Annotated in this window: 15 protein-coding genes; 1 reads left to right on the top strand and 14 read right to left on the bottom strand. The window is 65.9% G+C overall.

Going from position 1 to position 15,359, the window contains the following annotated elements; translation table 11 throughout:
• The first annotated feature begins 322 nt into the window (after positions 1-322).
• Positions 323-817 (top strand): hypothetical protein, encoded by a 495-nt coding sequence (locus tag VFR64_20005; GenBank protein HET9492020.1) that lies wholly within the window; start codon positions 323-325, stop codon positions 815-817.
• A 106-nt stretch (positions 818-923) separates the two neighbouring features.
• Here VFR64_20005 and VFR64_20000 read toward each other — a convergent pair whose 3' ends face one another.
• The 14 genes from VFR64_20000 to VFR64_19935 all read right to left on the bottom strand — a co-directional run bounded on the left by VFR64_20000 (position 924) and on the right by VFR64_19935 (position 15,196).
• Positions 924-1,160 carry a hypothetical protein gene (locus tag VFR64_20000; protein ID HET9492019.1) on the bottom strand — a complete coding sequence of 79 codons (237 nt, stop codon included), beginning with the start codon at positions 1,158-1,160 and terminating at the stop codon, positions 924-926.
• Complete coding sequence (locus VFR64_19995; GenBank protein ID HET9492018.1) at positions 1,153-2,337, bottom strand: DUF4062 domain-containing protein; 1,185 nt, start codon at positions 2,335-2,337, stop codon at positions 1,153-1,155. Before VFR64_19995 ends, VFR64_20000 begins: the two co-directional genes overlap by 8 nt.
• 289 nt (positions 2,338-2,626) lie before the next feature.
• Positions 2,627-3,670 (bottom strand): 3-dehydroquinate synthase, encoded by a 1,044-nt coding sequence (gene aroB, locus VFR64_19990; protein HET9492017.1) that lies wholly within the window; start codon positions 3,668-3,670, stop codon positions 2,627-2,629.
• Between the two features lie 55 nt (positions 3,671-3,725).
• Positions 3,726-4,901, bottom strand: a complete 1,176-nt coding sequence (gene aroC / locus VFR64_19985) for a chorismate synthase (GenBank protein HET9492016.1) — start codon at positions 4,899-4,901, stop codon at positions 3,726-3,728.
• A gap of 65 nt (positions 4,902-4,966) precedes the next feature.
• Entirely contained in the window at positions 4,967-7,210 is a 2,244-nt protein-coding gene (gene pilQ / locus VFR64_19980; GenBank protein HET9492015.1) for a type IV pilus secretin PilQ, read from the bottom strand.
• A 29-nt stretch (positions 7,211-7,239) separates the two neighbouring features.
• A complete protein-coding gene (locus tag VFR64_19975) occupies positions 7,240-7,578 on the bottom strand; it encodes a hypothetical protein (GenBank protein ID HET9492014.1) in 339 nt (112 codons plus the stop codon).
• Between the two features lie 183 nt (positions 7,579-7,761).
• Entirely contained in the window at positions 7,762-8,316 is a 555-nt protein-coding gene (pilO, locus tag VFR64_19970; GenBank protein HET9492013.1) for a type 4a pilus biogenesis protein PilO, read from the bottom strand.
• A 78-nt stretch (positions 8,317-8,394) separates the two neighbouring features.
• Positions 8,395-8,952 carry a PilN domain-containing protein gene (locus VFR64_19965; GenBank protein HET9492012.1) on the bottom strand — a complete coding sequence of 186 codons (558 nt, stop codon included), beginning with the start codon at positions 8,950-8,952 and terminating at the stop codon, positions 8,395-8,397.
• Positions 8,949-10,007, bottom strand: coding sequence for a type IV pilus assembly protein PilM (gene pilM, locus VFR64_19960; protein HET9492011.1), 1,059 nt, complete (start codon positions 10,005-10,007; stop codon positions 8,949-8,951). Before pilM ends, VFR64_19965 begins: the two co-directional genes overlap by 4 nt.
• Before the next feature lie 197 nt (positions 10,008-10,204).
• The gene (locus tag VFR64_19955; protein HET9492010.1) at positions 10,205-10,612 is read right to left on the bottom strand and encodes a hypothetical protein; all 408 of its coding nucleotides are present in this window, start codon (positions 10,610-10,612) and stop codon (positions 10,205-10,207) included.
• Positions 10,613-10,631: 19 nt separating this feature from the next.
• Positions 10,632-11,051, bottom strand: coding sequence for a prepilin-type N-terminal cleavage/methylation domain-containing protein (locus VFR64_19950; GenBank protein HET9492009.1), 420 nt, complete (start codon positions 11,049-11,051; stop codon positions 10,632-10,634).
• A gap of 288 nt (positions 11,052-11,339) precedes the next feature.
• Positions 11,340-11,831 (bottom strand): GspH/FimT family pseudopilin, encoded by a 492-nt coding sequence (locus VFR64_19945; GenBank protein HET9492008.1) that lies wholly within the window; start codon positions 11,829-11,831, stop codon positions 11,340-11,342.
• A 165-nt stretch (positions 11,832-11,996) separates the two neighbouring features.
• A complete protein-coding gene (locus VFR64_19940; protein HET9492007.1) occupies positions 11,997-12,740 on the bottom strand; it encodes a prepilin peptidase in 744 nt (247 codons plus the stop codon).
• Positions 12,740-15,196, bottom strand: a complete 2,457-nt coding sequence (locus VFR64_19935) for a tetratricopeptide repeat protein (GenBank protein HET9492006.1) — start codon at positions 15,194-15,196, stop codon at positions 12,740-12,742. The genes VFR64_19940 and VFR64_19935 overlap by 1 nt, the downstream gene beginning before the upstream one ends.
• Positions 15,197-15,359: the final 163 nt, after the last annotated feature.

Below are 15,359 nucleotides of genomic sequence, written 5' to 3'. Positions count from 1 at the left end.
GCCGGGCGACAAATGGCCCCGATGGGCGTCACAGACGACCGCCTGCTTCTCGCTCTCGGAATGGGACGACCATGTGTTGCAGGACCTCGAGGAGGCCATCAAGGAAGCCAGGCGGCATAGCGAGGCAACCTAGCCGTCCATGGCTTTCGCGTCAAGCGGACGGGCGCCAGTGGCCCTGGGTCCGTTACGGTGTTAAAACTCTTCGCCGGGAGAGGACCCCATGAAGGCGAACCCCCCACTCGCTCTTCTGCTGGTCGCGGCTCTGCTGGCACCTGCCCCGGCCTCAACCCAAGGCGAAGGCTACGGCGAGACGCACTGGGGGATGACCCAGCAGGAAGTCAAGACCCTCTATCCCCAGGCCCAGCCCCTGCCGCGTAAGGTCGACGGCCTGACGCTGCTGACGAGCAAGGGGGCTCGCGTGGCGGGGCGTGAGGCGGACCTGGGGTTCTTCTTTCTCGACGATGATCGCCTCGCCCGGGTCATGGTGCGGTTCCCGAAGAAGCCCGCCCACGATAGCCAGTACATCACCGACTACGAAGAACTTCAGAAACTGCTCACGGAGAAGTACGGCCCTCCCGTGAAGGAGCGGACCATCTGGAAGGAAGACCTCTTTCGTGACGACCGCTCGCGGTGGCACATGGCGGTCGCCGCGGGCCATCTCGTCATGGGATCAGAATACGCGACCGCGGGCTCGAAGATCACGGTCCTGCTGTTCGGTCGGGAATTCAAGATCACCCTCACCCTCTCGTACGAGAGCAAGGAACTGGGCAAACTGATCGAAGCGGCCAGGGACGCTGAGAAGAGAAAGGGTCTGTAACGCGGGCGGACGCGTCTCCCTCCGGTGGACGAGCACGTTCGTGTTCTTCTTCGTGTTGTTCGACGCCGTCGAGGCTGTACGGGGATGTCTCCCACGCGCTCGCCGATCAGCCCAGCGGTATCCGCTTCAACAGGCGCTTGAGCGCCTCGACGTGGACCGGGCACAGGACCATGCCGCGGTCGGCGTGGAGCACCCCAGAGGGCTCCAGCAGCGAGTACTTCGACAGCCCCAGCGCCCGCCAGCCCGAGGGGAGCGGGATGTCGGCCCCGGTGTCGGGGTCTCGGATCGGCGCCGTTTCGTTGCAGTCCGACCATCCGCACATGGGGCCCGTGAGGTCAGGCATCGTACGATAGTCCGAGGTCAAGCAACGCTTGGTCCAGGGCTTGCTGAAACCGCTCCACATTGGGGATCGCCAACTCTAGCGTCACATGGAGGACCTTCACCCCTTCGCTGGACGGCTGTGCCAACGCCTCGTCAATGCCAGCGAGGACGCGGGGGCCCAGGCTTTCAATCTGTCCGATGATGCCATCTGCGAATCCAGCAAGTTCCGTGACGACGGCGGTGAGTCTCTCATCCACAGCCGCGCGTCGCACCATTTGCGCCCACTCCAACAGATGGCGATAGACGTCCCCAATGCGCCGGGCAACGAACACGATGGTCTCGGGATCTCCGTGTGTCCCCAGTGGGCCAAAGGCCTGCGGCGCGACCTCATTGACGAGGGTGACTGCGGCCGCGACCGTTCGCTTAAGCTCGGCCATTCGCGCCTGCATCCAAGGATGAAAATCCTCAAGCGCGAGATACTCTCCGAGACCGAGGACCACACCAAGCTGATAGTCCCGCTTGAGATCACACCAATTTTCAACTTCGTCGGCCAAGACCTGGCTGAAGAGGCGGTACTCCCAAGCCAGTGGACGTTCAAGGGCCAGGCGAAGCGATTCGCTCTTGAGCCGTTCGAGGATCCGCGATTCGCGAGAGCGCTGTCGCAGCTGTTGGCGCCATGAGAGGCCTTCGGTCATCAGGTACGCTAGCTGCATGCGCAGGGTGTCGATGATCTCCTGGGCGGTTTCGAACTCATGAGTCCACACTTGATCGACCGATCGAACCTGATCGATAAAGTGGAGAACGCGAGGATCGTCGACGATCCCGGTAAAGTTAGCATCGGGATTCTGGCGCCACACAGGTACCACGGCGAGCACTTTCTTCTCAACGAAGGCGTAGACGGGAATGCCCTTCGCGCGAGCGGTCAGATACTCAAGGTTGGTGACCGATCGGGCAGACTTGGAATCGACGGAGCCATATCGGCCTCCGACGATGAGAACCAAGATGTCGGCGTCTTCCTCGACCCTGCGGCGGCAGTTCTCGATCGTCGCGGCATCGGGGTCGACAGGAAACGAGTTGAGTTCAGACAGCAAGGGGACATACCCAAGGTCATCGACGATGAACGTGGTCAGGTCCGCCCTAATCTGCCGTAAGTCGTAGAATGTGGAACTCACCATGACCGCGGGCGCTCGGCTCGGCATGCTTCGCCCCTTGAGACCTGGAGGGTTTGGGCCCGCATCAAACTAACAAATCCGAGATGCGGGCGCCATCGCGCCGGATGCCGCCGGCCAGGGGAGGAGACGGGTCGGGGGCGTCGGCGACTCTCAGAGTCACTCTCAGAGGTCCCGTCCCAACGTCCCCCAATGAGCCCCAAAGGGGAGGGGACGTTAGGCGTACGATTTCAGGCAGTTCGTTGGGGGACGTTGGCAGGGGTCAGGGGCCCCGACCGATGTCAAACCGATTCGCTCGCTCGCCCGCTGGTGTTCGGGCTCAGCGGGCCAGGGAAACCACCACAGCCCGAACTTCGGCGGTGGGAACCTCGTACACCAGCCGGAATTCGCCGAGGCTCGGGGCCAGGACGAAGGGGACCCTCCCGTCCCGGGCCTTCTTGTCCCGTCCGATGGCGGCCAACACGGCATCGGCGTCGATGCCGGCGGCACGTGTCGGAAGCCCGACGGCGGCGAGCAGCTTTTCCTGGCGCTCCACCGTGGCCGGCTCGGCCATCCCGAGCCGCTCGGCCAGTCGAGCTTCGGCGACGATACCGAGCGCCACGGCCTCGCCGTGCGTCCAGCGCTCGTAGCTGGTCACCGCCTCCAGGGCGTGGCCGATGGTGTGTCCACAATTCAGCACATGGCGTAACTCCGCTTCGCGCTCGTCGCGCTCGACGATGGCGGCCTTGAGACGACAGGAGCCCCCGATGACGCGCTCTAGCGTCGGGAGATCACGGGCCAACAGCCCCGCGGCGCTGGCCTCGACCTCGTCGAAGTAGGCCGCGTCCAGGACCACGCCGTGTTTGACGATCTCGGCGAGGCCCGACCTGAATTCCCGCTCCGGCAGTGTAGCCAGCGTGGTGGGGTCGCTCAGCACGAGCCTCGGTTGGTGGAAGGCGCCGATCAGATTCTTGGCTCGGGGGTGGTCGATCGCCGTCTTGCCGCCGATGGAGGCGTCCACCTGGGCGAGCACCGTCGTGGGGAGGTGAACCAGGTGGATCCCCCGCATGTAGGTCGCCGCCACGAACCCGGCCAGGTCGCCCACCGCTCCTCCGCCCAACGCCACGACCGTCGAGGTGCGATCGAGCCCGGCCTCCAGGAGAGCGTTCCAACAATGCTCGGCGACTCCGAGCGTCTTGGCGGCCTCACCGTCGGGGACTTCGACCGGGACGGTCGTCAAGCCTGCCGCGTCGAGGCTCTCCACCGCCTGCTTGCCGTGCAGGCGGAGCACGCTGGAGGAGCTGACCAGCGCCACTCGTGATCCGACCCGGAGGCTGCGCAGGCGGACGCCCAGGGTCCCGAGCGCCCCCCGTTCGACGACCACGTCGTAAGCTCGTGCGCCGAGACGGACGGGGATGATCATGCGACCGTCGGTCCGGTTACCAGGTCTGGAGAGCGTCCAGATAGGCGCGGTAGTTGCGGCGAATCTCCTCCACGCTGTCGCCACCGAACTTCTCCAGGAAGACCTGGGCGATCACGATGGCCATCATGGCCTCACCGACGACGGCCGCCGCCGGCACCGCGCACACGTCGCTGCGTTCGACGACCGCCTCCACCGCTTGCTTGGTCGCCAGGTCCACGGACCTGAGCGGCGTGCGCAGCGTGGACAACGGCTTCATGGCCGCGCGAACGATCACCGGCTGCCCGTTGGTGACGCCGCCTTCCAGCCCGCCGGCGTTGTTGGATGACCGGCGAAAGCCACTGGCCGTGTCGAAGAGGATCTCGTCGTGCACGACGGAGCCTGGCCGGCGGGCAGTCTCGAAGCCGAGTCCCAGCTCGCAGCCCTTGATGGCCTGGATCGAGCAGAACGCCTGGGCAAGCCTGCCATCGAGGCGCCGGTCCCACTGCACGTACGAGCCGAGGCCGACGGGACAGCCGAGGGCCACGACCTCGAAGACACCGCCGAGCGTGTCTCCCTTGGTCTTGGCGTGGTCGATGGCCGCGATGATGGCGGCCTCGGTCTCGGGGTCCGCGCAGCGCACCTCAGACGCCTCCGCCCGCTGGGTCAGGTCGGCCCAGGGCAGGTCCAGGGTTTCCGGCACCCGCACGCCGCCGATCTCGACCACGTGGCTCAAGACCGTGATGCCGAATTCGCTCAGCAGGCGCTTGGCCACGCCGGCCACGGCCACCCGGGCCGTAGTCTCGCGGGCGCTGGAGCGCTCCAGCACGTTCCGGATGTCCCGGTGGTTGTATTTCATGGCCCCGGCCAGGTCCGCGTGTCCCGGGCGCGGCCGGGTGACTTCCTTCGGAGGGGAGGCCGGATCCGGAGGCGCCACCGACATCGTCCCCTTCCAGTTTTCCCAGTCCCGGTTGAGGATCTGCAGCGTGATGGGACTACCCAGCGTGACGCCCCAGCGGACGCCGGAAACGATGTGGACCTGGTCGCGCTCGATCTTCATCCGCCCGCCACGACCGTACCCGCGCTGGCGCCGAGCCAGATCCTCATTGATATCCGTCTCACGCAGGAGCAACCCGGCGGGCACGCCGTCGATGACGGCGGTGAGCGCCTCGCCGTGAGACTCGCCCGCAGTGAGGAAACGGAAGGCCTCGGGCATGGGCATCAGGGTATCACGACCGGGTCGGGACCCGGGGCCCGGTGCTGGCCCCCGGCCCCCGGGGGCTACTTGCGGGTGGGGACGGCGGAGGTGGCGCGCTCGGTGTTGTTACGGAAAACGGTGGGGGTCAGGAACACCACCAGCTCGCGGCCCGTTTCCGAGCGCTCACGCTGCTTGAAGAGCCAACCCAGCAACGGTATGTCTCCGAAGATCGGGACCTTGCGCGTCTCCTCGATGTCGACGTTCGTGGTGACTCCGCCGATGATCAGCCGTTCTCCCTCCCGCATCAGCACCTGGGTTTCGGCCTTTCGGCGGTTGATGGCAGGCGGAGCACCGGCGCTTCCCAGGTTCACCACCGCCCCCCGCGAATTGTTCTCGACCACGACGACCATCTTGATTTTGGTGATGTCGCCCTCGCGGATGACCGTTGGGGTGACCTCGAGCTTCAGCAACGCCTCTTTGAACTGGATCTGGGTGCCGGCCGAGCTGACCGTGGCGTAGGGAATCTCTTCACCCAGCGATATCACGGCCTTGGCATTCTCGACCGTCACCACCTCCGGACGGGCCAGCGTCCGGGTCTTGTTCTGCGTCGCCAACGCCTGCAGCGCGAGGTTGACGTTGAACCGGGTTCCGACGATACCGAAAGCGAGTCCGGCCGCGGGCAGCGCTCCGGTCGTAGGCAGGGCGCTGATAGGAAGATTCACCAGATTTCCACCGAGCGGGAGGCCCGTTGCGGCACTCACTGGAAGGGCGTTGGCAAGGGTCAGCCCCGTGTTGCCCGGCGTAAAGCCCTGAACAGGGATGCCGCCTGGGATCAGGGGTAACGCACCTGCCGTCTCCAGACCCCGGCCGACGACCGTCGTGGAATTCAGTGGCGCTGCAAAGGCCCCGCCCCACTGGATGCCGATCTGCTCCAGCGCGCTGCGATCGAGGATCTCCATGCGCGCCTCGATCTTGACCTGGGGTAGGGGGATGTCGAGGGACTCACGGATGAGCTGCTTCACTCGCTCGAGATCGGCCTGGTAGAGACGAAGGAACAGAGTGTTCGTCGGTTTGTGAGCCCTGATCGTCAACCCCTTGAAGAGCACTTCAGGGGGCGCCTGTGGCGCTGTCGCCCCCGGCGGGGGTGGCGGCGGTGGCGGGCCGTAGAGTTGTGAGAAGGGTGGCTCGGCAATGGGCCCGGCGATGGGGCCTCCGAGCCGGGCTACCCGAGCCCCTTCGGCCTCGATCCCGAGAATGCCTTGCAGGGTCTTGGCAACTTCTTCCGCGTCGGTGTAGTAGAGGCGGATCGTCTCTTCGCGCAGCGGCCCCCGCAGCTCGGGCTTTGCCGTGGACTCGGCAAGCTTGGCGGAAACGTCGCGCATCCTGATGGTCGCTTCGGCTTCCTTCGTCAGCTGCTCGCGGGTCGCGATCCGTAGAATGCCATCGCGTTGAATCGCCTCCAGGCCCCGGGCTTCGAGGATCGTCTGCAGTGCCAGCTCCCAGGGGACGTTCCGGAGCGAAATCGACATCTTGCCCTTGACGTCCTCTCCGATGACGATGTTCCGACCGGCTTCGGTGGCCAGAACGCGCAGCAAGCTGACGATGTCGGCGTCCTTGAACTCGAGCGTCACAGGAGGCCGCGTCGCGGGCCGCGCTGTGGCGGTCTGGGCAATCCGGACGGGGTTTGGGACGATGGGCGCCGGCACTTTGGCTGGCTCGGCGCTCGGTTGGGGGCGTGGGGCGACCGTCGGTTCCGGTTTGTCGGCCGTCTGTGGCTTGACTGCTTGCGGCTTGGCTGCTTCCTCGGTCGGCGGCTCCTGGACGCTGGGTCCCGGCTCTGGTGCGGCCGGCGCCGCTGCGTTGATCACGCGGAGGCCGTTCACGGATCCGTTGATAGGTACGATTCGCCCGATGCCGGCCGGTGCTGAGGAGACCGTGGGTACGACGATCACCAGGCCATCGTCATCCGCACGGACCACGTACCCCACCTTGCGCGTGAGCTCCACCACGACCCGCGCCACATCTTCTTGATACTGGCCCCCACGGACCCGACGAACCGGCTCCCGACCGACATTCAGCGGTGTCTTGCGCCAGGCGTAGATCGTGTCCTCGAGATCCACGACGAGACGATAAGGAGACTCGACCAGCTCCGCCCGGAACTTCGCCGGTCCCGCAGTTTTGACGCGGACGAGGACGGCGTCTTGCCGATCTACCACCGTCACGTCGTGAAGCCGCGGAGCGGGCGCCACTCGCGGGGCAGATAGGTCGGCCGCACCGAGAGTGACACCGGGGAACAGCACCATGGCCATCACCACCGCTGCGTGCACGATCCCCTCCGCCGTTCGTCGAGTCATTGTCACCCGCCAAGCTTCAAGACGACACGATGGTTGGTTGGCGCGTGTCGCGAGACGACGGTGAACACCGCCGTGCCCTGGCCGATCTCGACCAGGCGTCCATCGCCGAACGCGTCTCCGGGTTGCAATATGTAACCGAGTCCGTCCGGGGTCTCGATCAGAACCACGACGCGGCCGCCAGTACGAATGATGCCGGTGAGCTTCACCGATGCCACGGTGGTGCCGACAGAACCCTCGACCGCCTCGGGCAGCTCGAATGGGTCCCGCCGTCCCCCGGGCTCGTATTGCCGTTCGCCGCGAGGCGGAGACATCGCGTCCTTGCCACTCACGGCGGTAGCCACTTGCGGACCGGCGGTCGGCGGCTGCACGGGAGCGGCGATGGGCGTCCGGGGCGCCGAGGTTCCCGGAGCGGGCAGGGTTCCCGGTGTTGCCGACGTAGTGGGAGCCGTGGGGGGCGAGCCTCCACAGGCCGACAGGAGCACGACAAGACCCAGGCAACCGAGCGGGCCGATCTGCCTCATCGATTACCTCGGTGCTGCGGGCCGGGCGGCCGGCGCCGCGGGTTTCGCCGGCGCCGGCGAGCCCACAGGGCGGTACATGTACGTCGCAAGGATCAGGTCACCTTTGACATTCACGATCTCGCCCTTCTGCAGTCCGCTGAGCCGCCATTCGACGACGTTGACCACTCGCGGAAGGCCGGCCACCCGCTCGAAGAACTCGCCCAATTGGTGGTAGCCCCCCTCGACGTTCACCGCGATGGGAATCTCGGTGAAGTACTCACCGACCTTCAGATCTCTCGGCTGGAAGAGAGCGACGCCAAGCCCCGACTGAAAGGCGGCGTCCGAGAGCGTTCGGTAGAGGGGGGGGATGTCCTTCTCGGTCGGCAGCTTTTCCTTGGCGACGTCGATCTGTTGCTGCAGCTCAGCGATTTCGCGGCGGAAACGCTCCAGGTCGGCGACGATGCGGCGGCTTTCGACCAGCTCGCGCTGGAGCGAGGCCTGCTCGGCGCTAAGGAGGTCGATCCGATGTTCGATGGGAGAGATCAGGAACACGTAGGCGGCGCCCACGAGGGCGGCCACGCCCATAGCTCCCAGCAGCACCCGCTGCCAGCGAGGCGCGTTGAGGATCGGGTCGAAGTAGGGGGGGAGAGTCATTGGTCAGATCTCGAATCGACAGGTGACTTCGAAGGTCACCGGCCGAGGGTTCTTGGCGAGATCCTGCTTGGCGATGAGGATGTCGATGTCCTTGAAGCGTCCAGACCGGCGCAGGTTCGACATGAAGTCAGAGATCGCCGTAGGCGAGTGGGCGGTTCCCGAGACCCTCAGCGCCGCGCCCTTGTCCTCCAACGTGTTGATCCAGAGGTCCGGAGGGACCGTGTTGACGAAGGCATCGAGGAGCGCGATCGACCGGTGCTGATTCTTGCTCAGTTCGTCGATCGCCTGGAGGCGGGCCTTCAGCGCGGCGTGCTGCTCCTTGATCTTCGTTCCCTGACCGATCGTGGCCTTCAAGACGGATAGCTCCACCTTGTCCTTTTGCACCTGAGCCGTCAACCGGGACTCCGTCGCCGACCGCCACAGCCAGGTCACACCGATCCCAACGATGGCCAGAAGGTAGACGACCGCGAAGAGTACACCGAGGTTGAAGCTGGGCAGCTCAAGGGAGAGGCCGGCGCGACGGCGCCGTCTCTCAGGGGGGACCAGGTTAATCTTGATCACTGGTCTTTGTCTCCGGCGCGCCTCAACCCCAGTCCAACGGCGACGGCGAGCCCCGGCCCGGCCGTGGCCACGGTATCGGCGTAGGCGGAACCGACGTGGATGCGGTCGAAAGGCCGGGCGACCTCGACCCGGATGCCCCACGTCGACGAGAGGTAATCGACAAGGCCCGGCAATTGAGCGCAGCCGCCCGCCAAAACGATCTTGCCGATACGCTCGGATTCGGCGGTCGAGGCGAAGTAATCGAAGGTGCGCTGGATCTCGAGCGACAGCTCCCGAGAGACCGCCTCCAGAGCGCCGACGATCGAGTCCCAGGGGATCCCCACGTCCTTGCCGAGCTTGGCCGCTTCCGCCTGCTCAATCGAGACCCGCAACTGCTGGGCGATGGCCTGGGTGTAGTTCTTTCCCCCGAACGGGATGTCGCGGGCGAAGATCGAGGTTCCGTCCCGGACGACGTTGGTCTTCATCGCCGAGGCGCCGATGTCTACCAGGGCCACGGCCTCACCGTGCTCGTCGGGCTGATTCAGCTCGAACTGGTTGCCCAGCGCGAAGCCATCCACGTCGACGACCACAGGGTTGAGCCCCGCCGCCTCCACGACCGAGACGTACTCCGTTACCTTGGACTTTTTGACGGCGACGAGAATGAGATCCATCGTCTCCTCGGGCTTGCCCACGACGTGGTAGTCGAGATAGACCTCATCGATCGCGAAAGGGATGTGATGCTCGGCCTCGAGCTGCATGGCATCCTGGAGTTCCTTGGCCGGCACCGTCGGGATCTGAATCTTCTTGATGATAAGCTCACGGCCAGAGAGCGCGATGGCCGCGTCCTTCGTGCTGATACCCGCGCGGCTCACGGCCTCTTGGATGGCTTCGGTGACTACAGCCGGCTCCCTGATCGTGCCTTCCACGATCACGTCGGGCGGCAACGACGCGATGCCGAGCGCGGCCAGCTTGAACCCCCCACCATTCTGGCTGAGTTGAAGTGCCTTGATGGTGCTGGACCCAACGTCCAAGCCGAACGTGTTCCGCCGCTTCTGCAAGAACGGCATCTTGAACATGGCGTGGCTCCGCGTGCCCTCCGTCTTGAAACTAGTATAGAAAGCATCATGCCCTGGACCTAAGTTTTACGGAACGCCAATCCGGCCGCAGATATCCATTCCTGCTGTCTCCGGGTGCCCGATCCGGCGCGCTCGCACCCGTCGCCGTGGCCAGGCTGCCGGCCCCCCGGCGACCTGGCGCTCGGGAGGCGGTGTCATCAGCGCTCCCGCCAGCTGACGATCCGGGGCCGGCCCAGAATCCCCGGGCTTTCGGAGCCGCCCGCCAGGCTCACGGGGACGGGGCTCAGAGCGACCTCAACGATCCGCTGGGCGCCGTTCACCGTCCCGGTGCTCGTGAGGATGACGACCCCAGGGGTGGCGGCCGACGTAGCGGTAATCAAGGCCGTTCCCCAGGGCAGCAGCCCGGGAGGCGGCGCCAGGTTGACAACTTCGCCGGGGTCCGCCGTATCGACCAGCAGAGCAAACGCCCACTCAATCCCGGCCTCGGCGACATAAAGGGCCCTGGTCGCGTCGACCAGATTCCGAGCGATCAGGGGTTCGAGCGCGCTCACCGAGAGGAGCGCCAGCATGGGCGCAGTGAGCGCCACAAGCACGATGAGGGTCAAGCTGAGGGCCATTCGGTGCTCATCTCCTGGACAGTACCGTCGCAAGGGTCACCATTCGCGGGCCGGTGGTCATCGACTGGTACTCGACGGTGACCTGGACGCGCACCGCGCCAGTGAGCCCCTGAGGACCGGGCGTGAAATCTACACGGCGGCGATACTGGGGATAGCCGACCACCGAGGCCTCCCCCGGGAAGCTGCCGGCCGTCAGCCCATCGAAATCGACTAGCGCCATCGCCTTGACCTGCTCAAGCCGCTGCTCGGCTAGGAAGAGCGCCGTGGTCTGCAGTCTTCCGACCTCCGCGGAGTTGAGGGCGTGCTGGAACCCCGCGGCGACCGCTGTCAAGCCGACGACGCTCATCGCCGAGGCGATGAGGACCTCGACGAGCGTGAACCCGCGCCGGCTCGCCGTACCCCGAGCGTCGGAGGACGCCGTATTCATCCCGCTCCCATGGTGACGTCGAAGAGACCCAAAGGGCAATGCCGCAAAATGCTGACGGTGGGGCGCCCTGGCATCCGGCGCTACCCCGGCTGTTCGCTTGGGGCCGACCGCCGCGCGAACTTCGGGAAGCGGGGATCCTTCCGGAGCCAGACGAGTGCCGGATCGATGGTCACGTAGGTCCTCGCTGTTGTCCACGCCAGGCTCCATGGCCTGGCACCACTGCGACCCCAACCGCCAGGGTCGCCGGTGGATCCGTGCCGGCTGCGAGCGAGGTGCGACCACGCACGCTTATGGGCACGCTCCTGCAAGCGCGATCCGAATGCGGCCGGCCGGACTGACGACCACGTCCAGGCATGAGGAACCCTCGGCATTCTGAACCCGTAGCGTGCCGGCCGAGGAGGCAGCGCCCAGCGAGCTGAACGTGATTTGCGGGCTGAAGACGATTCGGTCGCCGTTGGCCATTCCCATCCAGCCGTTGGCCCCAGTTCCAGGTCCTGCCCAGACATTGGCTCCTGGACACGGTGTCGTCATGCCCGAGCAATAGCGCAGCTGACTTCCTCGCGGAGTCGCCCGGACCTCGATGCTGAAGGCCGTGTTGCGGGTAACGGCAAGGTGGCGCGCCTGATTCAGCATGGCGACGAGCTCCCGGGCCGCGCTTTTCGTTCGCTGAGCCTGCATGAAACCGATGAACGTCGGGAGGCAGAAGACGGCGACCACGCCGATCATCGCCATGACCACGATGACCTCGATGAACGAGAACCCGTCCGCACGCGCGATCAAGGCCTGCGGTCTCCTCACGTTGACTCCCTCCGAAAGCAACAGAAGACACTGTGGCCAGTTTTCGTCGCGCTGATACTCCCATCTTCGGGTCCAAGCCGAGGCGCCACAGAGAACCTCGACATCGACCGTCCCCGCATGTACCGGCCAATCGGCGACCCGACCGCTTTACGGAGTGAAACTGCTCCAGTACCACCCGAGCAGCGCATTTCCCCAGAGCAGACAGATCACACCGCTCCCGGCGAGAAATGGACCGAACGGGATCCGATCCTTGCGGCCCTTGCGCCCGGCAACGAGGAGCGCGGTGGCGACGACGCCTCCGAGCAGGACGGCCATGAACAACGACAGTAGCGCCAACTGCCATCCGAGGAAGGCGCCGATCAACGCCCCGAGCCTCATATCGCCGCCGCCCATTCCGCCGCGGCTGAGGATGATGACGGCGAAAGGAATACCGGCGCCGACTGTAATGCCGAGCAGGGAGTCGACCCAGACGCGCGAGGGAGTCACGAACGACAGCGCCAGGCCGGCGGCGATCGCTGGCAGACTGATCGAATCAGGGATGACCTGGTGCTCCAGGTCGATGGCTGCGATCGCCACCAGCACGGCGACGAAGAGCCAGGCCCCGACCAGCTCGACGCCCCAGCCTACACGGGGGGCGGCCAGCGCGAAGAGGATGGCCGTGGTGGCCTCGATCACCGGATAGCGCCAGGAGATTCGAGTCTGACAGAGGCGGCAGCGGCCGCGCAGCCAGAGAAAGCTCAGCAGGGGAATGTTGTCAAACCAGCGGATCGGCTTCCCGCAAACACCACAGTGCGACGGGGGCCTCACGAGGCTCTGGCCACGGGGAATTCGCACAACGACGACATTGAGGAAGCTACCGACCACCGCGCCGAGAACGAGCGCCACCCCCATCATTGCTCGGATGCCTGTCGACCTGTCGGAGGCGGCTGGCTCAGCGCCCTGCGTACTGTCCAGGCTCGATAGCTCGCTGGTTCAAGCCGCAGGTATCGTTCGAAATGCCGGCGGGCGGACACCGGGTCACCGAGCCGTTCGTAGACGCGGGCCAGACCGTAGTGCGCCTGGGCCAGCTTGGGATCGAGCCCGAGCGCTGCTCGTTGTCGGTTGACTGCGTCATCCAGTCGTCCCTGCTCGAGGTAGACCTCGCCCAGCTGGCTGAGCGCCTCGGAATTACGGGGGTTGAGACGGAGCGACGTCTCCAGTTCGACAGCCGCCTCGTGGAACTTTCTTTCGCGCGCCAGCCGCCGCGCGGCCTGCACATGGGACTCCGCCTGCCCGTGGGCGAGCGCCGTGGCATGACCGCGCGCCAGAGCCTCGGCTCGGTCGCTACGCCCGAGGCGGTGATAGGAGTGCATGAGCACGGGGTACACGGCTGCGAATTGCGGATCGTGCCGGCGTGCCCGCTCGAGGTGGGAAGCTGCCTCACCGTACTCTCCGACGTGGGTCAGAGCCAACCCCAAATTGTACAGCATGATCGGGGTGGGGTACGCCGAGACCAGACGCCGGTAGTGGTTGACCGCTTCCACGACATCGCCCTTTCGCCAGTGTGCCATGGCGAGGCCCTGCGCGGCGTCGACGATGGTGCTGTAGCCGCGAACGCGAGCGAACTCCTCGATCGCCTCGTCATACGCTCCAGCCTGCAGTCTGACGAAACCCAGGAGCATGTGAGCGATGCTCGAGGGAGTCTGGCTGAGGCTGCGTCGGATCTCAGCTTCAATGGAGGCGGCTCCGCCGGGTAGCCTGGGCACCACCCCGTCGACGCCCCTTGTCGGGTCGACCGAGCGATACTCGTCGCGCTCGATGAGCGCGGCCAGCTCGGTCGAGCGCCGCACATAGACGAGGGCGACGTCGTCCCAGTAGACCAACGCCCAGTGTGGCGACGCGAACGCGTTAGGCTCGGCCTTGTCGCGGGCGGGATAGGCGATTAGTGCTACGTCGAATCTGTATCGCGAACGCAACTGCTCGAGAAGGTCGGAGTCCTGCCGGGCGAATCGGATCTCCCACAGAAGCGCCGGTTCGACATGCGCGCGCCCGTCGATGATCGGCAGTCGGTTGGGGAAGTCTCGCCAAGCCACGTAGCCACCCCAGTGGAAGGTATTGAAGATCCGTCCCTTGATCCCGGCCTCGTCCAGATAACGGAGGGCACGCTCGGGCAGGAAGAGCTCGTTGACCCCGAAGCCGGGCAGCCTTCTCGAATCGGCGAACGGTCCGGTGTTCACCAGCGCCAGCACTATCGAGGCGATTGCGGTGAGGGCGCCCCCGGCCGCCAGCGCCTGAAGGCCACGCCGGCCGACACGGCTTTCGAGCTGGTCGGCGAACGCCACCAGGCTCCTGGCCAGCAGGGGAGCGGCGACGACGGCCAGGATGTAGCTGAACCGTCGGGCGGACAGAGCGAGCACGACGAATGGTGCCACGAGAAGGACCGCCATGACCGGGACGCGACGGCCACTGGCGATGAGCGCCCCCGCGATCAGTGCGGTCACCACGAACGGCCAGGGTTGCTGGATGGGGTCCGGAGGCTGAAGCTCGACGATGTACTGTGAATGCCACACCGACGTGGCGAATCGAAGCGGCGGCGTCAGCGCCTCGGGACCGTACGGATTGACCAGGGACGCGGCGAGGACGGCGCCGAACACCGCGGCCACGGTCTTGAGCTGCGTCACAGACGGACACCCGGCGACCTCCAGGCCGCGTAAGCGCTGGACCAGGCGGAGGATGAGGCCCCCCCCTAGCACCGCAACAAAGGGCACCATGCCGACGAGCATGCTGGGCTGAACATTGGCCCAGAGCACCTGGAGCGCCGGTAGCCAGTAGAGGTGCCGGCTGCCCCGGTGGAGATAGGCGTTCAAGGCGTAGATGGTGAAGCTCAGGAAGACCATGAGGGCGAGGTCGGGCCGCTCGACCAGCCGGGGTCTGATCAGAAGGAGGCAACCGAGCAGCACTCCCGTCCTGATCATCAGCGCGGCGGCGTCGTCTCGGCCCGGCAGCCGAGAATCTTTCCAGAGGATCAACAGGACGAGCGCGGCGAGGGCCGCCTTCACGAGAATGACCGCGCCGACGCCACCGGTAGCATAGCCGAGGTAGAGCACAATCTGAAAGAGCCACTCCATGTTGTAAAACGGCATCCCGGCGCTCGGGAACGTGAAGGGTTCGTGCGGCGGGAACCCGCCGTGCCGGATGATTTCGCGCCCCAGAGCCAGATGTGTCCACGCGTCCGAGTCCTCGATCTTCGTGATTCCAAGGGCGAACGCGGCCGCGACCAGGAGACAGGCGCAGAGCTTACCGGCAACCTCGACCGCTCGGCCACCGTCGGTGCCGGCCCCGCTGGAACGGAGCTTTCCGAGGGTCAACCTCAGCCAGGCGATGACGGGACCCCTCGCTACAGGGCCTGGGCCAGAACGGTCTCGACGGGTAGCGCCGGCCCTGTTGGAGCGCTGCCCGTCTCGGATGGTTGATGTCCTGCCGAACGCACGGCCGCCGAGGGTCTCCCTCGGCGGCCGGCTGTATCGACGT

This window comes from Candidatus Methylomirabilota bacterium (assembly GCA_035709005.1).
Lineage (GTDB): Bacteria > Methylomirabilota > Methylomirabilia > Rokubacteriales > CSP1-6 > 40CM-4-69-5.
The sequence above is the reverse complement of the archived record's forward strand: the minus strand, read 5'-3'. Positions and strand labels throughout refer to the sequence as shown.

Bases quoted from the DNA above. Each gene is read 5' to 3' on its own strand.
- aroC (HET9492016.1), bottom strand. From the start codon at position 4,901: ATGCCCGAGGCCTTCCGTTTCCTCACTGCGGGCGAGTCTCACGGCGAG.
- VFR64_19940 (HET9492007.1), bottom strand. From the start codon at position 12,740: ATGGGGGTGGCGCTCGTTCTCGGCGCGGTGGTCGGTAGCTTCCTCAAT.
- VFR64_20000 (HET9492019.1), bottom strand. From the start codon at position 1,160: ATGCCTGACCTCACGGGCCCCATGTGCGGATGGTCGGACTGCAACGAA.
- VFR64_19995 (HET9492018.1), bottom strand. From the start codon at position 2,337: ATGCCGAGCCGAGCGCCCGCGGTCATGGTGAGTTCCACATTCTACGAC.
- VFR64_20005 (HET9492020.1), top strand. From the start codon at position 323: ATGACCCAGCAGGAAGTCAAGACCCTCTATCCCCAGGCCCAGCCCCTG.
- pilM (HET9492011.1), bottom strand. From the start codon at position 10,007: ATGTTCAAGATGCCGTTCTTGCAGAAGCGGCGGAACACGTTCGGCTTG.
- VFR64_19950 (HET9492009.1), bottom strand. From the start codon at position 11,051: ATGAATACGGCGTCCTCCGACGCTCGGGGTACGGCGAGCCGGCGCGGG.